This is a genomic window from Chromobacterium sp. (assembly GCF_041912965.1).
GTDB classification, from domain to species: domain Bacteria; phylum Pseudomonadota; class Gammaproteobacteria; order Burkholderiales; family Chromobacteriaceae; genus Chromobacterium; species Chromobacterium aquaticum.
The window spans coordinates 48460-73534 of record NZ_JAYSGF010000023.1 but is presented as its reverse complement, the minus strand read 5'-3'; the positions used below and the strand labels follow the sequence as shown (position 1 = coordinate 73534).

Annotated in this window: 22 protein-coding genes; 17 read left to right on the top strand and 5 right to left on the bottom strand. The window is 59.0% G+C overall.

Features of this window, described 5'->3' with window-relative positions:
• From ACE3QM_RS13730 to ACE3QM_RS13660, 15 genes are all read left to right on the top strand, one after another.
• Positions 1–893, top strand: an 893-nt coding sequence (locus ACE3QM_RS13730; protein WP_374422618.1) for a DUF2345 domain-containing protein, incomplete at its 5' end; no start/stop codon positions are given.
• A 3-nt stretch (positions 894–896) separates the two neighbouring features.
• A complete protein-coding gene (locus tag ACE3QM_RS13725; RefSeq protein ID WP_374422616.1) occupies positions 897–1808 on the top strand; it encodes a hypothetical protein in 912 nt (303 codons plus the stop codon).
• Positions 1809–1853: 45 nt separating this feature from the next.
• Entirely contained in the window at positions 1854–4754 is a 2901-nt protein-coding gene (locus ACE3QM_RS13720) for a T6SS effector BTH_I2691 family protein (protein ID WP_374422614.1), read from the top strand.
• Positions 4755–4767: 13 nt separating this feature from the next.
• A complete protein-coding gene (locus ACE3QM_RS13715; RefSeq protein ID WP_374422612.1) occupies positions 4768–5511 on the top strand; it encodes a putative type VI secretion system effector in 744 nt (247 codons plus the stop codon).
• Positions 5512–5568: 57 nt separating this feature from the next.
• On the top strand, positions 5569–6279 hold the full coding sequence (locus tag ACE3QM_RS13710) for a putative type VI secretion system effector (RefSeq protein WP_374422610.1): 711 nt from the start codon (positions 5569–5571) through the stop codon (positions 6277–6279).
• Positions 6280–6295: 16 nt separating this feature from the next.
• Entirely contained in the window at positions 6296–7048 is a 753-nt protein-coding gene (locus ACE3QM_RS13705; protein ID WP_374422607.1) for a putative type VI secretion system effector, read from the top strand.
• 13 nt (positions 7049–7061) lie between these two features.
• Complete coding sequence (locus ACE3QM_RS13700; protein ID WP_374422605.1) at positions 7062–7820, top strand: putative type VI secretion system effector; 759 nt, start codon at positions 7062–7064, stop codon at positions 7818–7820.
• Between the two features lie 198 nt (positions 7821–8018).
• The gene (locus tag ACE3QM_RS13695) at positions 8019–8918 is read left to right on the top strand and encodes a DUF6708 domain-containing protein (protein WP_374422602.1); all 900 of its coding nucleotides are present in this window, start codon (positions 8019–8021) and stop codon (positions 8916–8918) included.
• Positions 8919–8936: 18 nt separating this feature from the next.
• Positions 8937–9836, top strand: a complete 900-nt coding sequence (locus tag ACE3QM_RS13690; protein ID WP_374422599.1) for a DUF6708 domain-containing protein — start codon at positions 8937–8939, stop codon at positions 9834–9836.
• A 21-nt stretch (positions 9837–9857) separates the two neighbouring features.
• Complete coding sequence (locus tag ACE3QM_RS13685; protein WP_374422597.1) at positions 9858–10766, top strand: DUF6708 domain-containing protein; 909 nt, start codon at positions 9858–9860, stop codon at positions 10764–10766.
• Positions 10744–11517, top strand: coding sequence for a putative type VI secretion system effector (locus ACE3QM_RS13680; protein WP_374422595.1), 774 nt, complete (start codon positions 10744–10746; stop codon positions 11515–11517). Before ACE3QM_RS13685 ends, ACE3QM_RS13680 begins: the two co-directional genes overlap by 23 nt.
• A 10-nt stretch (positions 11518–11527) precedes the next feature.
• A complete protein-coding gene (locus tag ACE3QM_RS13675) occupies positions 11528–12286 on the top strand; it encodes a putative type VI secretion system effector (protein WP_374422593.1) in 759 nt (252 codons plus the stop codon).
• A gap of 42 nt (positions 12287–12328) precedes the next feature.
• Entirely contained in the window at positions 12329–13264 is a 936-nt protein-coding gene (locus ACE3QM_RS13670) for a DUF6708 domain-containing protein (RefSeq protein ID WP_374422591.1), read from the top strand.
• 24 nt (positions 13265–13288) lie between these two features.
• Entirely contained in the window at positions 13289–14083 is a 795-nt protein-coding gene (locus ACE3QM_RS13665) for a hypothetical protein (protein ID WP_374422589.1), read from the top strand.
• Positions 14084–14176: 93 nt separating this feature from the next.
• Positions 14177–15196: a transporter gene (locus ACE3QM_RS13660; RefSeq protein WP_374422587.1), complete on the top strand. Its 1020-nt coding sequence runs from the start codon at positions 14177–14179 to the stop codon at positions 15194–15196.
• A gap of 7 nt (positions 15197–15203) precedes the next feature.
• On the opposite strand, the gene ACE3QM_RS13655 is transcribed toward ACE3QM_RS13660, so the two are convergent.
• Positions 15204–16109, bottom strand: a complete 906-nt coding sequence (locus ACE3QM_RS13655; protein WP_374422585.1) for a LysR family transcriptional regulator — start codon at positions 16107–16109, stop codon at positions 15204–15206.
• A gap of 165 nt (positions 16110–16274) precedes the next feature.
• On the opposite strand from ACE3QM_RS13655, the gene ACE3QM_RS13650 reads away from it, so the two are divergent.
• On the top strand, positions 16275–17828 hold the full coding sequence (locus ACE3QM_RS13650; RefSeq protein WP_374422583.1) for an MFS transporter: 1554 nt from the start codon (positions 16275–16277) through the stop codon (positions 17826–17828).
• Positions 17829–17856: 28 nt separating this feature from the next.
• Here ACE3QM_RS13650 and ACE3QM_RS13645 read toward each other — a convergent pair whose 3' ends face one another.
• Positions 17857–18522 carry an O-methyltransferase gene (locus tag ACE3QM_RS13645; RefSeq protein WP_374422581.1) on the bottom strand — a complete coding sequence of 222 codons (666 nt, stop codon included), beginning with the start codon at positions 18520–18522 and terminating at the stop codon, positions 17857–17859.
• Between the two features lie 174 nt (positions 18523–18696).
• Entirely contained in the window at positions 18697–19635 is a 939-nt protein-coding gene (locus ACE3QM_RS13640) for a LysR family transcriptional regulator (protein ID WP_374422579.1), read from the bottom strand.
• Between the two features lie 83 nt (positions 19636–19718).
• Between ACE3QM_RS13640 and ACE3QM_RS13635 the strand changes: the two genes are divergently transcribed.
• Positions 19719–20198, top strand: coding sequence for an N-acetyltransferase family protein (locus ACE3QM_RS13635; protein ID WP_374422577.1), 480 nt, complete (start codon positions 19719–19721; stop codon positions 20196–20198).
• 230 nt (positions 20199–20428) lie between these two features.
• Here the strand turns inward: ACE3QM_RS13635 and ACE3QM_RS13630 are convergent, their stop codons facing one another.
• Entirely contained in the window at positions 20429–23848 is a 3420-nt protein-coding gene (locus tag ACE3QM_RS13630) for an AAA family ATPase (RefSeq protein WP_374422575.1), read from the bottom strand.
• A complete protein-coding gene (gene sbcD / locus ACE3QM_RS13625; RefSeq protein ID WP_374422573.1) occupies positions 23845–25065 on the bottom strand; it encodes an exonuclease subunit SbcD in 1221 nt (406 codons plus the stop codon). Before sbcD ends, ACE3QM_RS13630 begins: the two co-directional genes overlap by 4 nt.
• Positions 25066–25075: the final 10 nt, after the last annotated feature.

The following is a 25075-nucleotide window of genomic DNA, read 5'->3' as shown; positions in this document are numbered from 1 at the left end:
CCGAACCGCGCGGCGACGGCTTCGAACTGCGCACCGACCATCACGGCGCGATCCGCGCCGGCCACGGCCTGCTGCTGTCCACCGAAGCGCAGAACGGCGCATCCGGTAAACAACTGGCGCGCGAACAAGCGCAAAGCCAGCTCGATGCGGCGCTGGCCCTGAGCCAAAGCCTGGCCGACACCGCCAGCGGCCAGCAAGCCGACACCATGGAAACCGGGCCGGAAGGCATAGGCGACGACAATAAGCGGGAAGGCAAGCAGTTGATCGGCCACCTGCAGCACCAGCAAGCGGCGCTGAAAGCCTGGGAGGCGGAAACCAATACCGACAAGGAAGGCAAAACCGGCCAGGACATCTCCGGCCGCCAGCCCTTGCTCATCCTGTCCGCGCCGGCCGGCATCGCCAGCCTGAGCCAACAGAGCCATACCCTGGCAGCGGAAACCAATCTGGACCTGGTGGCGCAGCGCGACACCAATCAAACCAGCGGCCGGCGCTGGATTCACAATGTCGGCGACAAGATCAGCCTGTTCGTCACCGGCCTGCAAGACAAGATCGCGCTGAAGCTGATCGCCGCCAAGGGCAAGGTGCAGCTGCAGGCGCAGAGCGACAGCATAGAAGTCACCGCGGACAAGGACGTCACCATCACCTCCTGCAAGGAACGCATCGTCGTCACCGCCAAGGAGGAAATCCTGGTCACCGCCGGCGGCGGCTATATCCGGCTCAAGGGCGGCGACATCGAAGTGCACTGCCCCGGCACCGTGACGGTGAAAGGCGCCAGCCATAACCTCAGCGGCCCCACCAGTTTGAATGCGCCCTTGCCCAAATTCAACAAAGGCTGCGAGCAAGCGCTGGACAGCGCCGCCGCAACCCAATCCGCCACCGTGCGCCTGGGCTGAGCCATGCAAGCATCCGCCAAACACGCCGCCATTCTGCAACAGCTGCAAGACCGCCTGCACACCGGCGCACAACTGCTGCTGGCCCTGGACGCGCCCAGCCGCCCGCTGGCGGGCGCCGAAGCCGAACTGAACGAGCAAGCCCGGCAGCAAGGCCTGCTACTGCCGCTGAAACATCCGCAACTGGACCCGGCGCGCCAGCCGGCCTGGCTGCCGCTGAACGCCGGCGCGCCAGCGCTGGCCGACAGCATCGCCCAGGCGCTGGCGGAAGCCGAGCCGGACGCGCTGGCGCTGGGGCAAGGCCGGCGCGTGGCCGGCTGGCTGGAAATCGCCGGCTCCGCCAAACTGGCCGCCGCCCATATCGGCCGCCAGATGATACGCCGCAACTCCAATGGCGAGACCCACCTGCTGCGCCTGCACGACCCGGCGGTGAGCTGGGCGCTGTGGCCGCTGCTGAATACCGCGCAGCAGCACGGCCTCTTGGGCTCGATCAAGCGCTGGTGGCTGTTGGACCCGGCCGGCGAACTCATCTGCCTGCAGCCGGCGCAAACCGTCGCGGGCGCGCCGCGCCCGCTCTCGCGCTGGGAGCCAGCCTTGTGGGAAGACCTCGCCCGCATCGGCCCGCTCAACCGCGCGCTGCTGGCCTGGCGCGAGCTAGCGCCGGAGTGTGACGGCGGCAAGCTGGAAACCGCGCGCCTGCACGCGTTCTCCGCCTTGCGCCATGCCAGCGCGCTGGGCTTTGACGACGAGGAGGACTTGTCCCGCTTCGCCCTGCACGCCATCACAGTGCACCCCCGTTTCTATCTGCACCCCCGCGTACAAGCGCTGCTGGCGGAACGCGAAGCGGACGACTTCTACAGCGGGCTGACGGATTCGCTCAGCGAAGCCGACTGGGCGGCCATCGCCGCCAGCGCCTGAGCGCAGCCGACATCACGCACCTCATATCTCGGACCACAGCCAATCATGAGCCAACTGTGTAAAGCCTGTCAGGCCAGCGGCCTGCCCATCATGCCGGTACGCTACGCGCCGGTGCCCAAAACGGTGAAAGCCACCCTGCCCGCCTGGGCCTGTGCCGATAAAGTCAAAGACATCGCGCTGGACGCGGACTTCCATTACGCGCTGCGCACCCTGCGCGCCGGCTTCGTCTACCTGTTTTACTCCAAGCACGCACGCGGCTCCAATCTATGGGAATGCTATAGCGTCACCGAAGACGGCATCCTGCTGAAGCAGCCCTCGCCCAAGGCGGCGAAAGTGGCCGGGGAAAGCGTGGTTTGCAACACCGCCGGCCACAGCAATAGCCGGCTGCACCACCTGATCATCGAACAGCCGGAAAAATGCGGCCCGGCCTGGATCGCCTTCAGCGAATACAAATGGGGCGACCTGACACTGCAGCGCTATGCTCAGGACGCCAAGCTGCGCGCCGCCCGCATGCAGGCCATAGACCCCAAGGCCATGGCCGCCGGCAGTTCCAACGCCCACGGCACCACCGCCAGCAAGGCCGCGATCGAAGCGGTGATGGAATACCACCCCGGCTACCAGCCCGCCCAACTGGCCTACGACCCCAAGACCGATACCTTCAGCAAGGAAGACGGCAGCTACGACAAGGCCCGGGTGGACAAAAACTATACGCGCTACCCCATCCACTCGCGTCGCGGCAAGGCTGAGGAAAGCCTGCAATTCATGCAGGCGCGCGCCAAGAAAAGCAGCGGCAGCAATACCCCGCACATCCTGGCGCTGTGGGACGCCATCGGCACCGCCCAAGAGCTTAACGGCTATGTCAACGACAGCGCCGGCCTGGCCTTGCTGTTCGCAGAGGAGCGTAGCTTCCAGCTGCACGCGATCCAGGCATTGGAAAACATCCGGAAATCGCTGAGTGCCCAGGCCCAGGAAGGACAGGAGAAGTTCCAGGACGATATGATGCGGCGCGATACCGCCAGTTGGTACAACCCGACCGTCATGGCCCAGCGCCGCGCCGCCATCGCCAAGCTGCAAGACCCTGTGTTGAAACGACAGCGCCTGGAGGTATGCGATCTACTGGACCAATGGGCTGGCTGGCAAATCCCGGCCACTATCGCGCCCAATGAGTTGGACGCCATCGACCTGCGCCGCGTCCCAGAACCCCAACGCGGCCAGCAGATCGCCGCGCTCAAGGCCAAGGTGGCCGCCTTCCGCGCCAAACGCGGCGAAAACTACGACAACAACATCGAACAGGCCGGCGACCACAGCTGGCCCAAATACCGCAAGAAAATCGACCCGGACCGCCTGTCCAACTTCCAGAAATTCCAAAACGAGCTGGACGCCGCCATCGGCGCGCGCCAGAACAAAACCGTGGCCTCCCTGCTGCGCTGGCTGCAAGCGCCCTTGTTCTTGGACACCTTGGAGGACTACCACGACGCCGATCCCAAGGACGGCATCGAGTTCGAAGCCGTCATCGGCCACGCCATCAGCGGCATCAACGTCACCGTCAGCGGCCAGGCCAAGCTGGACGCCTGGGCCAAGGACGTGGCGATAGCGCGCAACAATGTGCTTTACCGCGCGCTGGCGCTCAATCAGAAGAAAATAGAAACCGAGCTGAAAACCGCGCTGAAGGACGCCAAGCAGAATCAGGACACGCCGTACAGCGACGCGGCGGTGCGCACCATAGAAACCACCAAGAACTATTTCCAGAAACTGCTGGACATGTACAAGGAAAACTCCGCCTTGTACAAGGCCAATATCGCCGCGGCCAGCCCGCAGGGCGACACCGTCTTCGGCGTCAGCCTCAAAACCGCGCGCACCGGGCAGATAGACCATGTGATCGTTACCGCCGGCAACGCCATCGTCAAGGCCTTCGCGCCGGCCGCCGGCCGCGCCGGCGCCGCCCTGAAACTGGACAAGACGGAAATCTATCTGGGCGAAAAGCTGCTGCAAATGGTGCTGGCCAGCCGCGCGCTGGTCAGCACCACCGACATCAAGGCCTTGGTTGCTGCCGAGTACGCGGACTCAATCAAGCGTAAAGCAGAACAACACCGCCGTAGTGGCGACATGAATGCAAAAAAAGCAAAGCGCTGGCGCTTGAAGCAAGCCATCATCTACGAAGCGGAATACCGTAAAGGGCAAGGTGCAAAGCTGCAACAAGCCTATGACAGATTGCGTGTAGAGAAACCTGAAGGCCATCTCTCAGTGGTCAAAGACGCCCGCCTGACGCTGCTGGTAATGATGATAGAAGGTGTCTACCTGGGCCGTTTGCTGCTGCAAAATGAGAAAGACAGCGCGGTCTACGCCAGCCTGGCCGCCTCCGCCATGGCGCTGACCGCTCAAGCCATTGACATAATTAGCTTACCCTTAAGCCAGGTATTAAAAAATGGTGAACAAGCCCGCAGTATTCAACGACTGAAGTTGATGGGGGGATTACTGATGGCAGCATCAAATGGGATTGGGGTCTACCAAGATTTGTTAGCATTTGACGGTGCTCGTCAAAAAGGACAAACAGTCATCTCATACCTTTATGCAGCTAAGATAGGTGCTGGAGTCGCAGGCCTTACCATATCAGGCCTATCAACATTCACCTATGCAGCCCCAGTAATCATGCGAGTTAGCGGCAATGTTGCCGCAGCAGAAGCTGCGACGATGCTTGGGGCCCGTGCCACAGCAATTCTTGCAACTCGTATTGTATTTATGGCCATTGGAAGCTGGATCAGCCTCGGCGTATTCGCAATACAAGGAATTATATGGGTGCTAGAGGAAGATGATCTACAAATATGGATTAGCCAGACACCTTTCGGGCTAGATCACAAAAACAGCAAAGCACCTAAAAACATTGCCGACCTTAATCAGTCGCTTGAAAAAATATTTACAAAATCTACGGCTAAAGATAAAACCTAGAAAGGCTACGCATATGAATTCGAGCATTTCTCAAACAACAAATTTTGAAATAAGCAAAATTAGCGGAAAAATTTCCCATTATAAGAAAAATAGAGAAATGGCTAATTTTTTCTTTTCGGACTACGATCGAAATATTATGGGACTAGCCGCAATTGCTGGAGCACTTGCCGGAGCAGCGGGAATGGCGGCAAGCACTGCTAGGGACGCAGCCAACTTACGCGAACAAGCCGATCATGTCGAAATGAAAATCAATGGACAGACTGCCAAAGGCTGGGTTTGGTTTAGCCCATTCAAAGATGGTGATATTGTTGATGTAATTGGCGCCCAACACCATGATCATTTCGAAATAATTGCAATAGCTCGCCCCAAAGACAGAATTATTTCACTTTACCCTCACTGTACAAGAGGCAAACGCGCGCACATAAAAAACATCATAAAATGGTGGCTCTACTCTGTCACATTTCTCCTAACCATTCTAATTCCAGCAACTTTCATATTATTCGAACTTATATCTCCCAGCCAAGAAAAATACATTTTCCTTGAAACAGGGTACCTATATATTTCCATTGGATTCTATATGTTCTTTGGAGTATTCACGTACATCTATGGCAAAAAATTCCTCATATTCACTCAGGCATCCAAAAAAATATTTAAAATCCTAGGCCTAAGCAACCCAGAAAACATAGACCTCCCCAAGCTAACCAAACGCAAACCGGGTGATCCTGGTGCATTCGGCGTAATGTACTTCAACTACTGACCCTGGCCCAGGCATAACCATGTCTGTAAAAAACGACTTAGTTACTCTACGCCAACAATGCAACTAAGCAAAATTAACGGCAAAATTTCCCGTTACAAAAAAACGCGAGAGATGGCCAATTTTTTCTTTACTGACCACGACCGCAACATCATGGGCCTATCAGCCATTGCGGGTGCTCTGGCTGGCGCTGCCGGCATGGCCGCCAGCACCGCTAGGGATGCAAGCAACTTACGCGAGCAAGCCGACTATGTTGAGATGGAAATTAATGGACAACTAGCTAAAGGGTGGGTTTGGTTTAGCCCATTCCAAGATGGAGATGAGGTTGAAGTTATTGGAAATCAGCGACACGATTACTTTGAACTCATTGCAATAGCCCGAAAAAAAGATAGGACTATAGCACTTTACCCTCACTGCTCAAGAGGAAAAAAAGCTCATATAAGAAATATTATAAAATGGTGGTTTTTTATTACCTCAGCGGCAATTATTTTTGCAATCGTTTTTGATATTGCCATAGCAGCCCTTGCCAACGATGGCATGGACTACTTCGTATCCACAACAGCTTTCCCATACTTTACCATCGGGATAAGTCTACTGACTGGAACCTTTGCATTTGTAAACGGTAAGAAATTCATGATGTATGTACATGCTGCTACTCAAGTTTTTAAAGCATTAGGTTTACAAGAGCCTGACAACATCAACTTACCCAAACTTACAAAACGCAAGCCTGGCGATCCAGGTGCATTTGGCGTGATGTATTTTAACTATTGAGCCTCCCGACATGGCGATGTCACCACCTAGCAGCTTAGCACCGACTCCATCAACGATGGAGCTAAGCAAAATCAGCGGAAAAATATCGCACTACAAAAAATCGCGGGAGATGGCCAACTTCTTTTTTACTGACCGCGACCGCAACATCATGGGCTTGGCCGCCATCGCAGGAGCACTCGCAGGTGCAGCGGGTATTGCAGCAAGCACTGCCAGAGATGCAACCAACCTACGCGAGCAGGCTGATTATATTGAAATGAAGATTAATGGCCAGCCAGCCAAAGGGTGGGTTTGGTTTAGCCCATTTGAAAATGGCGATGAAGTCGAAGTAGTTGGAACTCAACATGCTGATTTTTTTGAGTTTATCGCGATCACCCGCCCAAAGGATAGAGTCATTGCACTTTACCCGCATTGTTCTAGGGGAAAAAAGGCTCACGTCAATGCCGTTGTTAAATGGTCATTGATATCAATATCCTTTTTAGTTGGCATACTTGTTCCATTTGCCTTTGCAGTAGTGGATTTAATCAATGGAAAACATGTTTTCTCCACGCTCGCCGATAGCAGCTATCTATATGTGGCACTAACGATGTACATTCTATTAGGAGCATATGCATTTATTTATGGCAGGAAATTCATGATGTATGCCCATGCAGCCACACAAATTTTTACAGCTCTAAACCTAAGCGAGCCTGACAAAATAGACCTTCCCAAACAAACTAAGCGTAAGCCAGGTGACCCTGGAGCATTCGGTGTGATGTACTTCAATTACTAGATCCTACTCTATCATGGCCATATCTCGCTCAACCAGCTTAGCTCCTATCACACCCAGCATCACACTAAGCAAAATCATCGGAAAAATTTCTCACTATAAAAAATCGCGAGAAATGGCCAATTTCTTTTTTACCGACCATGATCGCAGCATCATGGGCTTAGCCGCCATAGCTGGAGCACTAGCCGGAGCAGCTGGCATGGCTGCAAGCACGGCTAGAGATGCAGCAAATTTACGCGAAGAAGCTGACTACGTTGAAATGAAAGTCGATGGACAGTTGGCAAAAGGCTGGGTCTGGTTTAGCCCATTTCAAGCGGGCGATGAAGTGGAAGTTATAGGAACGCAACAAGAGGGTTACTTTGAGATTGTAGCAATATTACGACCAGCGGATAGAGTAATCGCACTCTACCCACATTGTTCCAGAGGAAAAAATGCACATATAAAAAATATTATAAAATGGTGGGCGCTCTCTGTATCCTTTATGCTATGGATCGCATTTCCAGCCTTCCTTTTTATTATCGATCTACTTATCTCATCTGAGCTCTTCAAGTCACTCATCAACTTTAATTACATATACGTCGGCATTGTTTCCTACGCATTGTTTGGGGTGTATTCATTTGTAACTGGAAAAAAATTCATGGTGTTTGTTAATGCGGCGACACAAATTTTCAAAACGATGAAGCTTCCAAACCCCGATAATACGGACTTATCCAAGTGTACCAAACGTAAACCAGGCGACCCCGGTGCATTTGGCGTGATGTATTTCAACTATTGAGCCTCCCGACATGGCCGCGTCACCACCCAGCAGCTTAGCGCCCACTCCATCAACAATGGAGCTAAGCAAAATCAGCGGAAAAATATCGCACTACAAAAAATCGCGGGAGATGGCCAACTTCTTCTTTACCGACCATGACCGTAGTATCATAGGCTTAGCCGCCATGTTCGATGCATCGATCATTTTAGGGCTTATCACGTGGAATATACGGGCCTACTGAAAAATTACCAAATTAATCGGCCACTATCTTCAGAGGATAGGAAAAATCAATTACAAAAAGATAAGAGACTCAATATAAAAATTGGCCACGAACTCACAGTCATTGAGATCAACTCAAGCTACCTTGAAGTTGTTGATAAGTTCTTTTTCTGGAAGGGATGGCTTACTACTGCCTGCACAATATTACTGACACTCATTGCAGTTCTGTTGCTTGCATTTTTAAAAGTCGCAATTACAGAAAGACTAAATGATTTTGAATCATGGCTTGCTTTATTGTTTGTTTTCGCCGTATTCAGCCCTTTAATTTTTTTGCTCTCCAACTCAATTCACAAAGAAATAAATCTTACCCACTACCCAATAAGATTCAATAGAAAATCCAGAAAAATCTTTGCCTTCCGTCCAGATAGTAAAATTTTAACAGCGGACTGGGACCAAGTATTTTTCACTCAGGTCTCAGTATCTGGGAAGTACTGGGAGTTTCAATGCCATATTTTAGACAAAGATGGAGAAACCATATTAGAAACCTTTGCCTTACCCGCATTGGCATATGGTGTCGAGGAGAAAGAAGACTTCAAAGGGTACTGGGAATTCATACGACGTTACATGGAAGAAGGCCCCGCCAGTGTGATTGACAACATCACTGCCTGCCTCCCCATCAAGAAAAAGAAAGAAACCTTAAAATTTAGCTATCAACGACTAGCATATTCATTGGGAGGCCCCAGTCTATTTATGCTCCTATACTATACCATATGTTACCCCGGTCGCATACTAACAATGCATTACAGCAAAATCCCGCAATGGCCGCGAGAAATCGAAGAGCAATGTCCCGTCGAGCCGAATGACCCCTACTTCAAGGATGCTACCAGCAACCCGAATTAAAGGTAAGAGCTTCATTAAATGGAATATACTGGGTTACTGAAAAAACACAAAGTTAATCGACTGCTCTCCTCGCAGGATAGGGAAAACCAGCTACGCCAAGACAAGAGGCTCAATATAAAAATTGCCCATGAGTTGACCGTTATTGAAATCAACTCAAACCACCTAGAGATAGTTGACAAGTTTTTCTTTTGGAAGGGAGGACTAACAACGGTCTGTTGCGTATTTTTAACCATGCTTACAATTCTTTTAACAGCCATTTCTTACCTCATAGTATTTGAAAAAAATGACAATCCTGAAGCCTGGTTTTTCTTGGTTTTTGCGTTAACTGCTTCTAGTCCTTTGATTTGGCTTTTTATTAGTTCCATTAGAAAAGAAATACAACTCACTCATTACCCGACAAGATTTAACAGAAAAACTCGTAAAATTCATGCCTTCCGTTTGAATGGAAGCGTCCTTACTGCAAACTGGGATCAGGTGTTTTTCACTCAAGCTTCAGTCACTAGCAAGTTCTGGGAGATCCAAGGCCATATCCTGGCTGATGATGGAGAAACCGTGCTGGAGACTTTCGCCCTACCTGCCTTGGCTTATGGACTCGAGGAAAAAGAAAGCGGCAAAGGGTATTGGGAATTTATTCGCCGCTATATGGAAGATGGCCCAGCCAGCGTAATTGACATCATTACTGGCTGCTTGCCTATCAAGGACCAGAAAGAAACACTGGCCTTCAGCTATCACCGCCTAGCTTTTTCCCTCGGGTCTGCATTCAGCCCCTTTATGATTATGTATTACCTGATGGACTACCCCGGCCGCATGCTAGCCATGCATTACAGCAAAATCCCGCAATGGCCGCGAGAGATTGAAGAGCAATGCCCTGTCGAGCCGAATGACCCCTACTTCAAGGACGCCTCCAGCAACCCGTAGTAAAGATGCGAGTCAGTTAAGATGGAGTACACCGGCAAAGTACCCAAGTACAAGCTAAACCGCCTTCTTTCCGCCCATGAGCGAACATTCCAGCTCCATCAGAAAGAAGGCACCGGCAAACCGCCTCATCACCAGCTAAGCGTTATTTCGATCAACTCGAAAAGCATGCAGCTCGTGGACAAGTTTTTTCTATGGAAAGGGCTGCTAACCTTTGCGGCGGGTGCTGGGCTTGCTCTCATTGCCTGGATGCTTATCGGCAACATTTTAATCAGCCATGAAAAGCCAACTGGTCTTGCTGGTGACTGGGGGTTTTTGCTAGCCATTCTACTGATGGCTATACCTGTTGCGCTACTGAACCTCTGGATGCTGCATAAGGATCTCGGCTTTACTCACTACCCCATTTTGCTTGATCGACTGAATGGCAAGGTTCACTTCTTTCGACAAGATGGCAGCATAAACAGCTCAAAATGGGATGATATATTTTTTTGCTTTGGCCGCGTAAAAAACCAAACCTGGGAAATACAAGGGCACATTCTTGATGCAGCTCGGAAGACCGTCACCGATACTTTTTCCTTTTCTGAAGTTGGTGTCGGAGAACAAGACCGGCAACAATTGCTGAGTTATTGGGAATTTGTCAGAACTTATATGGAAAATGGCCCTTCCGAGATAGCATCCGAAATTGAAGCCTGCCTTCCCATCGCCAAAACAAAAGAAACCTTCATCTTTGCGATGTTACGGATGCGTTATATTTTAAGTGGCATTCCGTTCCCACTTCAATTGATTCTTCTGGCGTTTTATTTATTGATCTACCCCGCTCGCTGGATCGCCATGCAGGCCAGTAAAACCCCAGAGTGGCCGGCTGAGCTTGAAGCCCTATGCCAAGCAGCTCCAGAGGACCCCTACTATCGTGACGCGTCAACGAATACATGAAGACACAGCTTTGACACATGAAGCCGCCTTCATAGATACCAAGCTGAGTAAAATCAGTGGCAAGATCTCCCATTACAAAAAATCGCGGGAGATGGCCAACTTCTTCTTTACCGACCGCGACCGCAACATCATGGGCTTGGCCGCTATCGCAGGAGCACTCGCAGGTGCAGCGGGCATCGCAGCAAGCACGGCCAGAGATGCAGCCAACCTACGCGAGCAGGCGGACTATGTCGAAATGATGATTAATGGGCAACCTGCCAAAGGTTGGGTATGGTTTAGCCCGTTTAAAAATGGAGATGAAGTAGAACTAATTGGCACGCATCAAGGGGATTACTTTGAAATAATCGCCATTGCGAGACCTCAAGATCGCACCATCGCCCTATACCCACATTGCTCTCGCGGCAAAAAATCTCACATCACCACCATCATCAAGTGGTGGTTCATAGCAACAACTTTCTTGGTTGCCGTGTTTATCCCGATATTATTTACAATATTTGATCTTATCGGCGGAAAAGAGAAACCGTTTACTTTTTTTGGGACAGAGTATTTATATGCGACTATATTTATGTATCTATTCCTAGGAACATACTCACTCGTTACTGGAAGAAAATTTATGATGTATGTGCACGCGGCCACACAGGTCTTTAAAGTATTAGGGTTGCCAGACCCCGATAATATCGACCTACCCAAACACACAAAACGCAAGCCTGGCGACCCAGGTGCATTTGGCGTGATGTATTTCAACTATTGAGCTTCCCGACATGGCGATATCACCACCTAGCAGCTTAGCGCCCACCCCATCAACGATGGAGCTAAGCAAAATCAGTGGAAAAATATCGCACTACAAAAAAACCAGAGAACTGGCCAATTTCTTTTTTACCGACCATGATCGCAGCATCATGGGCTTAGCCGCCATAGCCGGCGCACTAGCAGGTGCAGCCGGTATCGCCGCAAGTACGGCAAGAGATGCGGCAAACCTACGCGAAGAGGCCGACTATGTAGAGATGAAGGTCAATGGCCAGCTAGCGAAAGGCTGGGTCTGGTTTAGCCCCTTTCAAGCAGGCGATGAAGTGGAAGTCATAGGAACACAACGAGATGATTATTTTGAAATTGTGGCAATACTACGACCTAAAGATAGGATCATTGCGCTCTACCCCCATTGCTCCAGAGGAAAAAATGCGCATATAAAAAACATTATAAAATGGTGGGCACTTTCCGTATCTTTCATGTTGTTTTTATTATTTCCCGCATTTATTTTTATCGTAAATATTTTCACCAGTTACGATTTAATTAAACTATTCTTTGGCTTTGACTACATATACACCTGCATATTTTTCTACACTTTATTTGGACTATATTCTTTCGTAACCGGGAAAAGATTCATGATGTTTGTCAATGCGGCCACACAAGTATTCAAAACCATGGAATTGTCTGACCCTGACAACATCGACCTTCCCAAAAAAACCAAACGCAAACCCGGCGACCCCGGTGCGTTCGGCGTGATGTACTTCAACTACTGAACCCAATCTGGACGGTATGCCGTCCATTACGCTCTCACCACCATGGAATATACCGGCTTATATCAAAAATACGCCATCAATCGCCCCTTGACCCGATTGGAGCTTGAGCACGCCCTGAACATCCACCAGAAACTGGATTTGCCGCTGGCTTATCAGTTGGCCGTGATCAGGATCAACGGCACTTATCTAGAACTGGTGGACAAGTATTTCCGCTGGAAGGGCGTGATGAGCAGCGTGCTGCTGGCCTGCTTCTACATCATTCCCATCGGCTGCGCTTCTATCGCGCTGGATTTCATCCTGATTGCCAGCGGCGCCAGTCCCAGCCCCTACTATTCCCCGCAGCAGGCCTGGACCCAGGCCGTGTTGCTGCTGCTGTTCGGCCCCGGCTTGATAGGCAGCGCCTTGATCTGGCTGTTAAGAAAAGAGGCCTTCGCGCTGACCCACTACCCGATTCGGCTGAACAGGAAATCCAGGAAAATATTCGCGTTTCAGCCTGGGGGAAAGATCGTGGAGTTTGACTGGGACCACAGCTTTTTTTGCCTGGGCCTGGGCAAAAGCAACACCTGGGAGATTCAAGGCCACAAGCTGGATGTGGAAGGCAAGGTGTCCGCCACTTTCGCCTTCTCAGAGTTGGCGGTGGGGGCGAAAGACCGGGAGCTGCTGAAACAGCATTGGGAGTTCATCCGCCGCTATATGGAAGAAGGCCCGGCCAGCGTCATCCAGGAAGTCAAGGCTTGCCTGCCGATTGCCAACCAAAGAGAAGCCTTTTGCTTTGGTGTGCAGCGCAATGATTTTTATGTAAACTCCACGCCCTTGTCGGTGAGACTGGTGTTTTTATTGATCTATATAGCCACCTATCCTGGCAGATGGCTTGCCATGCGGACAAGTAGCATCCCTGTCTGGCCCGAGAATGTGGAAAAGCAATGCCCAGTCGCCCCTGGAGATCCCTATTATCGCGATGCCTCAATGAACCCATGAGCCCATACAATTTTTTAAACACCCATGGCTAAACCAAAAAACATAACGCCATCGCCAAACGCGCCGTCCGTGGCGACCATATTTTTTTCATGGCTGATGGTTCCCTCTGCTCTTGCCATGACGTATAAGGCGAGCCATTCAAATGTAAAAACCTCATTGGCCATGGCCTCAGTCTATCTCGTCATCGCCATTCTTCTCACCGGAATCAATCTCTGGGTCATGGCGGTTCAGAAAAAAACCATTGTCGCCAGAGCCATTTCCTTCGCCACACTCGCACTGTCGGCGCTGCTTTTTCCCAGCATTTTCATTACCGCCGCCTACTACATTGGCAAGCCCGCCATGCCCGCAATGGCTTGCTGGTTTTTGTTTTTTCTCATTCCCATTAATAGCCTTAAAATCCATATTAAAAGGTTTGACGAAGCCGTCGCGCTGACCATAAGCGAGTTTTCGAAAAAGGGTGGCGTGTCCATTTTTCTCATTGTCAACACCATTACGGATCGCAAAGCTTTTTTTATCAATAAGCTAGGCCAGAGCGGGCAAAGCATCGCGCTGCAACTTATATTTTTTGTCTCGATATTGTCCGGGTTTTTATTAAGGAACTATCACCCTGCAGCTTCCTCCCATCTTGTTGCATTAGGGATGTCCTTTGTCTCCGCCCTGATCACGGAAGGCTTATTCGCCGCCTTGTTTTACTGCGGCGTTTTCATCTCCGCTCAGCATAAGCTCGCCCGCCGCATACCCCCACTTTTTCATTCTCCCAAACAAGAAAAACAGCTACTCAAAAACGCGGCGTTGGCTCACTTCAAGACGAGGCCTTGAACGGGCGCCAAGGCCGCCCGTCATCTTATTGTCACCCGTCCGTCATCCGCCGCGCCTAAGCTGAGCGGTATGCCATCATCCCGGCCGCGCGCCATGAACCACCCCATTACCCAGCAGCAATACGGCTCGGACCAGGCCGGCTTGATCTGCGGCTTTTGTTTTCATCCGGGTGGCGCCGGCGAGGAAATCGATTCCGCCCAGGCGCAAGCCTGGCTGTGCGCGCCGCCGGACGGCGACGCCTTTCTATGGCTGCATTTCAATCTGGCCAATGCCGCCAGCGAGCGCTGGCTGCGCGCGGCCCTGCCCTTGCAGGAGGATTTTTTCGAGGCCTTGCGCGGCGGCTCCAACTCCACCCGCATCGAGTTGCTGGATCAGGCCTTGCTTGCGGTGATCAACGATGTGGCTTTCAGCTTTGGCCTGGCCTCGTCGGATATCGCCACCTTGTGGGCGCATGCGCGTCCGCGGGTGCTGATCACCGCGCGCGTCAAGCCGCTGCATTCGGTGGACCGGCTGCGCGCGGCGGTGCGCGCCGGCGCGGCCTTCCGCTCGCCGGCGGCCTTGCTGGTGCATTTGCTGCAGAACCAGGCGGACGCGCTGGCCGGCATTGTGCGCGCCAGCGGCGCGCAGGTGGATGTGCTGGAGGACAGGCTGCTGGCGCAAAGGCTGGACGATCAGCGCGCTCAGCTGGCGGCGATGCGGCGTTCCCTGGTGCGCTTGCAGCGCCTGCTGGCGCCCGAGCCCAGCGCGCTGTTCCGGCTGCTGAACCGGCCGCCGGCCTGGCTGGACGCGGCCGACGCGCAAGCGCTGCGCCAATCGTCCGAGGAGTTTGCGCTGACGCTGAACGATTTGGCCGCGCTGGTGGAACGGATCAAGCTCTTGCAGGAGGAGCTGGCGGCGCGCCTGAACGAGCAGAGCAACCGCACCCTGTTCACGCTGACGCTGGTGACGGTGTTGGCGCTGCCCATCAATATCGTCGCCGGCTTCTTCGGCATGAATGTGGGCGGCGTGCCGCTGGCCAATCATCCTCACGGCTTCTGGGTGCTGGTGCTGCTGGTGGCCAGCTTCAGCCTGTTGGCTGGCTGGTGGGCTTTCCGCCGTCAGCGCGGCGTGTAGGCGGCGCTCACACAGCCTCGCCCGCCGGCGCGAACAAGCGCTGGCATAGAAAATCGACGAAGACGCGCAGCTTGGGCGACAACTGGCGGCTGGACGGCCACAGCACATGGAACATGCCGGTCTGGCCCAGGTAGGGCTCCAGCACGATTTGCAGCCGGCCGGCGGCCAGCGCGTCGCGCACGATAAAGTCCGGTAGATACGCCAAGCCCTGATTCTGGCTGGCGGCGCAGATCAACGCCTCGATATTGTTGCAGCTCATGGCGCTGCTGGGCGGCCAGTCCTGGCCCGCCGGCACGCCGTTCAATGCCCAGGTCTGCAGCTTGCCGGTGCTGGGGAAGCGGTAGCGCAGGCAGGCGTGATGGGCCAGGTCCTCCGGGCTTTGCGGCGTGCCGCGCTCGCGCAGATAGCCCGGCGAACCCACCACCAGCAGACGGAACGGCCCCAAGGGCCGCGCCATCAGCCGGGAATCCGCCAATGGCCCGCTGCGCACCACCGCGTCCAGCCCTTCTTCTATCACGTCCACCATGCGGTCGGAGAAATCCAGGTCCAGTTCCACTTCCGGGTAGCGCTGCATGAAGTCCGGCAAGATGGGCAGCAGCATACGATAACCCACCACCGGCAGGCTGACCCGCAGTTTGCCGCGCGGCGCGGCGCGGCTCTGCGCCAGTTCGGCCTCGGCGTCGTCGATATCGTCCAGGATGCGGCGGCAGCGTTCGTAGAACAGCTCGCCCTCCGCCGTCAGCCGCACATGGCGGGTGCTGCGCTGGAACAGCCGCACCCCCAGTTTTTCTTCCAGCCGCGCCACGCTCTTGCCCACGGCGGACGAGGACACTCCCAGCGCGCGGCCGGCGCCGACGAAGCTTTGCGCCTCCGCGGCGCGCACGAAGGCGGCTAGGCTACTCAAACTATCCATGCCCACATCCTTATTGAGGAGTTTTTGTCCGCTTAATTTGGACACATCGCCTGTTTTTCGTCAATTGCCGCCAAATTATCATGTGTTCGCCCAATGACCATCCGCATCAGCCCGCCGGCTCCGCGCCGCGCGGGCGCTTGCCCCACTCTTTGAAAAGGCGAACTCATGCATCTTTCCAAACCGGCGCCCTCCCAGGGCGCCAATCTGCTGACCCTGGCCGCGGTATGCCTGGCCGCCCTGGCCATGCCGCTCAGCTTCACCGGCCCGGCGCTGGCGCTGACCGCCATAGGCCGCGAGCTGGGCGGCGACGCGCTGGCGCTGACCTGGGTCACCAATGCTTTCATGCTCACCTTCGGCGGCAGCCTGATGGCCGCCGGCGCGTTGGCCGATCAATACGGCCGCAAGCGGGTGTTTCTGCTCGGCGTCGGCCTGTTCTTCCTGTCCTCGCTGGGCTTGAGCCTGGCCGGCAGCCTGCTGTGGCTGGATTTGCTGCGCGCGGCCCAGGGTCTGGGCGCGGCGCTGTCCTTCGCCAGCGGCCTGGCGGCGCTGGCGCAAAGCTTCGCCGGCGCGGCACGCACGCGCGCCTTCAGCCTGATCGGCACCACCTTCGGCATCGGCCTGGCTTTTGGCCCCTTGCTATGCGGCTATCTGATCCAGGCGTTGGGCTGGCGCGCGATCTTCGTGCTGGCCGGCGCGGTAGGCCTGCTCGCCTTGGGCCTGGCCGCCTATTGCATGCGCGAATCGCGCGACCCGCAGGCCGCCGGCCTGGATTGGCCGGGCGCGCTCAGCTTCACGCTGGCGCTGAGCCTGCTGACTTACGGCGCGCTGGCGGCGCCGGAGCTGGGCTGGAGCAGCCCGCGGGTGATTGCCCTGCTCTTGGGCTCCGTAGCCGCGTTCTGGCTGTTCGTGGCGCTGGAGCGGCGCGCGGCGCGGCCGATGCTGGACCTGAGCCTGTTCCGCTATCCGCGCTTCGTCGGTGTGCAATGCCTGGCCGCCGCGCCGGCTTACGCCTTCGTGGTGCTGCTGGTGCTGCTGCCGCTGCGCCTGGTGGGCGCGGAAGGCGTCAGCGAGGCGGAGGCAGGCCGGGTGATGCTGGCCTTGTCCGCGCCCATGCTGGCGCTGCCGCTGTGCGCGGCCTGGCTGACGCGCTGGCTGTCCGCCGCGACGTTGTCCGCCGGCGGCCTGCTGCTGTGCGCGGCCGGCCTGTGGTGGCTCAGCCGCTATCCGCAAGTGTCCGCGCTGCAGCAGACCTTGTGGCCGCTGCTGTTGATAGGCGTGGGCATCAGCCTGCCCTGGGGCCTGATGGACGGCCTGGCGGTCAGCGTGGTGCCCAAGGAGCGCGCCGGCATGGCCGCCGGCATTTTCAGCACCACGCGGGTAGCCGGCGAAGGCATTGCGCTGGCCTTGGTGGGCGCGCTGCTGGCGGCGCTGCTGCAACAGCGTCTGGCCCTGATCTCCGCCGCGGTGCCCCAGGCGCTGGCCACGGCCGCCAGTCAGGGCGCGCTGGGCAAGCTGGCCGCCGTTGGCGAGCTGCTGCCCGGCCTCGCGCCGGAGGCGCTGTCCCAGGCTTACGCCGCCGCCTTCCAACGCCTGCTGACGGTGCTGTCCGGCCTGACCGTGGCCAGCGCGCTGGTGGTGGCGCTGTTCCTTCGCGGCGTTGGACAAGAACAAGCGGAGGGGACGGCGGCGGACCCGGCACTGGAATCCAGCGGCGGCTGAGCGCGGATTCACGGGTACAGGCGCGGCCTCACTCCGTGGCGTTGACGATGGCGATGGAAAAACCATCCCAGCCCTTGACGCCCACGGTTTGCAGCGCGGTGGCGGTCAGCCGTGGCTCGCCGCCCATGTCTTCCAGGAAGCGGCGCACCCCGTGCACGCTGGGGTCCTGGCTGACCACATTGGCCACCGCGCCGCCGCGCGCCACATTGTCGCCGACGATGGCGGCGCCGGGGCGCGCCAGTTTCAGCGCCCATTCCAGATAGGCCGGGTTGTTGGGCTTGTCGGCGTCGATGAAGATCAGGTCGAAGGGCTCGCTCCCGGCCAGCAGCGGCAAGCTGTCCAGCGCCGGCCCTTCCCGCAGCTCCACCTTGTCCGCCACGCCGGCGGCGACCAGATTGGCCCGCGCCGTGTCCGCGTGCGCAGGGTTGGCTTCCAAGGTCACCACCCGGCCGTCTGCCGGCAGCGCCCGCGCCAGCCAGATGGTGCTGTAGCCGCCCAGGGTGCCGATCTCCAGCACCCGCCGCGCCCGCATCAGCCGCGCCAGAATATGCAGAAAGCGCCCTTGCAAAGGCGATACGTCTTGCGCCGGCAGGCCGGCGGCGGCATTGGCGGCCAATGCGCCATTCAAGGCGCGGTCCTCCACTTGCAGCGCGGTGGTGTAATAGCGGTCCAGGTCGCTCCATTCTGCTTGCATCGGCTTCTCCTGGCGCAACCGCCCCGGGCGATGGCCCGGCTTGGCCGCGCATGATTGAAGCCACATGATAATCGCATTTCCAGTTCCGTTGCCGCCCAGCCCGTCCTTGCGCCCAGGGGCGCTTCGCTCATGGGGAAGACCATGACGGACATCAAGACGGCGCTGATCGGCTGGCTAAGCCTGAAGCAAGGGGGCGCAGGCGCGCAATTGCGCCCGCAGCCAATCGTGGGCGGCGCTGCGGCCATGGCGCGCATGGCTGTACACCTTGAGGGTGTAGCACGGAATGTCGAACGGCGCGTCGTGGAGGACGATGGCCGCGGCCTGGCTCAAGGTTCGCGCCGCCAGGCGCGGCAGCGTCATGATCCATTCGGTTTCCGCGATGATGAAGGGCGCGGCCAGCACCGACGGCAATTGCAGCGCCACGTCGCGGCGCAGGCCCTGCCGCTCTAGCGCGCGGTCTATGCCGCCGCGGGTTTCGTCCCATGGCGTCACCACCACGTGGCGCGCCGCCAGGTATTGCGCCAGGCTGAGGTGGTCGCGAATGCCGGGATGGCCGCGGCTGGCGATGGCCACATAGCGGTCTTCCAGCCAGTCGAAACTTTCAATGCCGGCCGCCGGCTCGGCGATATCCTCCACATAGCCCAGCGCGAAGTCGATGCGGCCGGCGGCCAGGTCCTCGGCGGATTCGCGCCCGCGCGAATGCACCAGCTTGAAGCGCACAGACGGCGCGGCCAGTTGCAGGCGCGCCAGCAAGCGCGGCATCACCGCGAAGGCGGTGTAGTCGGTGACCGCGATCACGAAGGCTCGCTCGCTGCGCTCCGGCTGAAAGCCGCCGGCCTCGGCCAGGCCTTGCGACAGCGTCTCCAGCGCGGCGCTCACCGCGCTGGCCAGGCGCTCGGCATAGGCGGTGGGCTGCATCGCGTGGCCGATGCGCACGAACAGGTCGTCGCCCAGCGCGGCGCGCAGCCGCGCCAGCGCATGGCTGAGCGCGGACGGGCTCATCGCCAGTTCGTCGGCGGCGGCGCTGACCGAACGCCGCCGCAGCAGCGCGTCGAAAACCAGCAGCAGGTTGAGATCCAGCCGGCGCAGGTCTGAATGCAGGATATTCATCATGACTTGAAAACAATGCAGCGTGTGCAGTTTGCGTTGATCGTAGTATACGGTCTTATTCCATTTCAAACCGACGAGTCATCACCATGTCCATCCATATCCGCCCCGCCCAGGCGCAAGACGCCGCGCTGATCCTGCATTTCATCAAGGAGCTGGCCGTTTACGAACGCGCCGGCGATCAAGTCGCCGCCACCGAGAATGACATCGTCGCCAGCCTGTTTGGCGCGGACAGCTCGGGGCAGGCGCTGATCTGCGAGGTGGACGGCGAGCCGGCCGGCTACGCCGTGTACTTTTACAGCTATTCCACCTGGCTGGCCAAGAAGGGCCTGTATCTGGAGGATCTGTACATCTCGCCGCGGCAGCGCGGCTGCGGCGCCGGCAAGCAGCTGCTGCGCCACCTGGCGCGGCTGGCGGTGGAACAGGGCTGCGGCCGCTTTGAATGGAGCGTGCTGGACTGGAACCAGCCCGCCATCGACTTCTACCTGTCCATAGGCGCCAAACCGCAGGCGGAATGGGTGCGCTACCGCATGGAAGGCGCCGCGCTCAGCGACTTCGCCGCCGGCTGAGAACCTGTTTACGATCTGCTGCGCGTCGGCGGGATGGATAGAAATGGGCGTTGAAACCAAGCTCAAAATGCTCATGTACCACCAGTACATTCCGCTTTTTCGCTCGTTTTCGCCTTGTCTCGCCTTAGCTCGCGAGATCGTAAACAGGTTCTGAGAAGGCGTTCATCCCTGACTTGAAGGGCCTGTTCACGCTGTCGCGATCTAGCGCGCCGCCATGAACAGGCCCTTGCTCAAGCGCCGACCGTCAGCGTGGACCAGCCCACGCCGCCGGTCTTGCTTACCCGTATCTGCACCGGGATGCGTTCCTTCAACGCCTCCACATGACTGATCACGCCTATGGTCTTGCCGCCGGCGTTGAGCGCGTCCAGCGCGTCCAGCGCCAGTTCCAGCGTTTCACCGTCCAGGGTGCCGAAGCCTTCGTCCAGAAACAGCGAATCGATCGAGGTTTTGTGACTGGCCAGGTCGGACAAGGCCAGCGCCAGCGCCAGGCTGACCAGGAAGCTTTCGCCGCCGGACAGGGTGCGGGTGTCGCGCGCGGCGTCGCCCTGCCAGCCATCGACGATTTCCAGCTCCAGTTCGCCGCCGGCGCGGCGGCGCAGCCAGTAGCGGCCATGCAAGCGCTGCAGATGGCGGTTGGCCAGCGCCACCAGGTGGTCCAGCGTCAGGCCCTGGGCGAAGCGACGGTATTTGTCGCCGCCGGCGGAGCCGATCAGGCCGCTGAGCCGCTGCCAGACATCGGCGTCGGCGCGCAGGCCGTCAATGCGGGCGAATAGCGCGCGCTGGCCGTCGCGACGCTGGGCATCGTCGTCCAGCAAGGCGCGCAAAGCGCCCTGCTCTTCGGCCAGCCGCTGCCGCTCCGCGTCCAGTGCCTGCATTTGCTCGCGCAAGGTTTCCTGCGGCGTTTCTGCCTGGCTCGGCAAGGCCTCCAGGCGCGCCGTCGCCTGCTGCCGCAACGCGGCGGCGCGCAGCCGTTCCTGTTCCAGCTCCCGCGCCAGCGCTCGCAGGCGCTCGCGCTCCGCCTCCGGCAACGCCGCCGCCAGGAAGGCGGCTTCGTCCGCGAAGGGACTGGCGGCCAAGGCTTGTTGCCAGGCCTGCGCCGCCGACTCCGCTTGCAGGCCTTGGCGCTCCGCGAGCTGGCTCAGGTGTTCCAAGCCGCCCTGATTTTGCGCCCGCGCGCCGGCCAGCTCCTCGCAGACGGCGACGGCCGCGCGCCAGGCCGCGGCGTCATCGTCGGCAAGGGGCGGCGGCGCGTCGTCCGGCAGGCCCAGCAGCCGCCAGCGCGCGTCCCAGTCCGCGACGGCGAGGCCGGCCTGACGCCATGCTTCCGCCTGGGTCTGCGCCGCGGCCGCGCCTGAACGCCGCTGCTGTTCCAATGCCTGCCAGGCTTGCCAGTCCGCGCCGCGTTGACGCAGCCACTCCTCCCCTTGCGCCGGAGGCGGCGCGGAAAACCCGGCGGCGACGATATCCGCGGCGAGGCGGCCGGCCTGTTCTTGCTGTTCCGCCTCGCGGCGCCGCAGCGCTTCCCGCAGCGTCTGCCGTGCCTGCTCCGCCGCGTCCAGGCTTTGCCGCTGCAAGGCCAGGCGCTGGCGCGCGGCCTGGGCCGCCTCTCCCTGGCGCTGCGCCAGCTGGCGCGCCTGCTCCCGCGCGGCTTCGGCCAGTTCGGCGGCGCGCAAGCCGCCTTCCAGCCCTTGTTGCTGCCGCGCCGCGTCCTGACACACGGATTCTAGCTTCCCGCCCCTCCAATCCCCGGCGGCCAAGCCCCACGACGCGGCCAGGTCCTGCCATTGTCCGCTCAGCTCGGCGCCACGCGCCTGCTGTAGTTGCCGCTGTTCATCCAGCTGACGCAGCCGCGCTTCCAGGCCCGCCAGTTTCGCCGCCGCCTGCTGTCCCTGCTCGCGCAGCGTTTCCAGCGCGGCTTCCTTGAACCGCAACGCCGCCGCGCTGGCGTCGACATCCAGCGCCTGGTAGGCCGCCAGCGCCGGGTGTTCGAGCGCGCCGCACAATGGGCAGGCCTCGCCCGGCCGCAGCGCGGCGCGGTGCTGTTCCAGGCTGCGGATGCGCTGTTCCTGCTCCAACAGCCGGCGCTTGTCCGCCACGTGTTCCTGCGCCAGCCGGTAATCGGCGCGCAAGCCCCGCAGCGCGGCGTCCGCCTGCCCGCGCTCCGTCTCCAGCGCCGCGCCTTGCGTCTGGCGCGCCGTCTGTTCTTGTTCCAGCGCTTGCAGATCCGCCGCCAGCGTCGTCAGCCGGTGCAGGGTTTCGCGCTGTTGCACCGCCTGCCGCCATTGTTCGCGCCAATCGGCCAGGCCGCGGCCGTCCAGCGCCTCTTGCGCCGCCGCTTGCGCCTGCTGCAAGGCGGCGTCGGCTTCAGCCTGCAGCCGCTCCGCGCGCTCGCTGTCCGCGGTATGCTCGGCCAGCGCTTGCGCGTCGCGCCGGATCTGTTCGTCCGCCGCCGCCAGCTGCGCGGCGCAGCCCTCGCGTTGCTGCTCCAGACCGCGCGCTTGCTCGAAGCCAGCGCCCCAGCGCTCCAGCAGTTCGCCCAGCCGCGCATGGTGGCGCAGCCGTTCGGCGGCAGCCTCCTGCGCGTCCAGTTCGGCCTGTTGCGCGTCCAAGCGCTGGCGCTGTGTCTGCTCCAGCCGGCGCGCATGGCTCAGCGCCAGCCAGTGACCAGCCTGCCATTCCCGCTCCAGTTCCTGCCGCCGTTGTTGCTGCGCCAGTATTGCTTGCGCCAGCCGCTGTTGTTCCTCGCGCGCCAGGCCGGCTTCACGCCACGGCGGTTGCAGCCGCTGCGCCGGTTCGTCGCGGCGCAAGCGTTCCAGCTCCGGCTCCGCCTGCGCTTCGCGCTCGCAGGCCTGCCGCCAGGCCTCCTCGGCGCTGGCGCTGTGCCGCCGCGCCTGTTCCGCTTCCTCGCCAAGCTGCCAGCGTTGCCGCGCCTGTTCCCAGGCCTGCTGCGCCCGCGTCGCGGCCGCGCCCCGCTCCGTCAGCCGCGCCGTCATCTCCTCGCGTTGCGCGGCGTCCAGCAACTCCACCCCGTCTGCGCGCGCCTGCCATTGCTCCAGCTCCAAGCGCGCGTCGCGCGCGCGCTCGAACACCCGCTGCGAGATCAGGCCGTAGATTTCGCTGCCGGTCAGTTCTTCCAGCAGTTCGGCGCGCGCGTTGGCGTCGGCGTTGAGAAAGGCGGCGAAACCACCTTGCGCCAGCAGCATGGATTTGGTGAAGCGCGCGTAATCCAGGCCGGTGATGCCTTCGATGCGTTTGAGCTTGTCCGCCACCTGGCTGCTGAGGATTTCACCATCGGCGTCGGCCAATTCCACCTTGGGCGCTTGCAGCGCGCCGTCGGCCTTGTCGCGGGCGCGGCGCTGGCTCCAGAACGCCCGGTAGCGCCGGCCCTTGACCTCGAACTCCACTTCCGCCAGGCAGTCGGCCGCGTGGCGGCTCATGATTTCATTGCTGCCCTGGGTGATGGCGTCCAGCCGCGGGGTTTTGTGATAGAGCGCCAGGCAGATCGCGTCCAGCAAGGTGGATTTGCCGGCGCCGGTGGGGCCGGTGATGGCGAACAGGCCGCTGCCGGCTAAGGGTTCGGCGCTGAAGTCCAGCTTCCACTCGCCTTGCAGCGAATTAAGGTTTTTCAGGCGCAGCGTCAGTATCTTCATGTCCGCTCCTCCTGCAGCGCGGCCAGGGTTTCGCGATAGCGCAGCCGCAATTGCTCCTGCAGCGGCGCGTCCAGCGTTTCCAGCGCCAGCCGGCGCTCGAACACGTCCAGCGGCGTCAGTTCGGCCAGGGTTTCGCCTGCAACCGCGGCCATGCCGGCGGCGGCCTGGCCACGCTCGCGCCGCACGCGCAGCAGCTCCAGCGGCAGGCCGTCGCACAAGGCCTGCACGCGCGCGGCGAGATCGCTCAAATAATCGTCGACGCCGACCACCACTTCCAGCCATACCGGGCGCTCGGCGCTGCCGGCCTCGGCCGCCCGCGCCAGCAGCGCCGGCAGTTGCGCCAGGCTGCCGCGCACCGAGCACAAGGGCTGGAAGCATGGCACCGGCAGCGGCTGGACCTGGCGAAGGCCATTCTCGTCCAGTTCCACCAGCAGCACTTCCTTGCGCTGTCCGGCTTCGTCGAAGCTGAGCGGGATGGGCGAGCCGCTGTAACGGATGTGCTGATGGCCGCCCACTTGCTGCGGCCGGTGGATGTGGCCGAGGGCGATATAGTCGGCCGGCGGGAAGGCGTTGCTGGGAAAGGCTTCCAACGCGCCGACGTAGATTTCGCGCACGGACTCGCTGGCGCTGGCGCCCACCGTGGTCAGATGGCCGCTGGCGATGATGGGCAGCGCCAGGCCCAGCTCATCGCGGCGGCGCTGCGCTTGCTGATACACCTGTTGGTAGCGTTCGCGGATCGCGTCCTGCAGCGACTGCTGCTTGTGTTCGGCGCTTTGGCCGGCCTGGCTGCGCAGCACGTCGCGCGGGCGGATATAGGGCAACGCGCACAGTAAGGCGCCCGGCTCGCCGTCGCGGCGCCTGAGAATCAGCACTTGCTCGGCCGGGTCGGCGCTCAGCGCCGGCACCACGCTGGCGGACAGATAGGACAGCAAGGCGCGGCTTTCCGCCAGCGTGGCCACGGAGTCGTGATTGCCGCCCAGCAACACCAGCTGCACGCCGGCGCGGTGGGCGGCGGCGATCAGGCCGTTGTAGAGCTCGCGCGCGTAGCTGGGCGGCGCGCCAGTGTCGAAAATATCGCCAGCCACCAGCACCGCGTCGGCCTGCTGGCATTCTGCCTGTTCCAACAGCCAGTGAATGAAGGCCTGATGTTCCGCCTGCCGGGTCTTGCCTATGAAATGCTGGCCCAGGTGCCAGTCCGAGGTGTGAAGAATGCGCATGCCGGCCGCT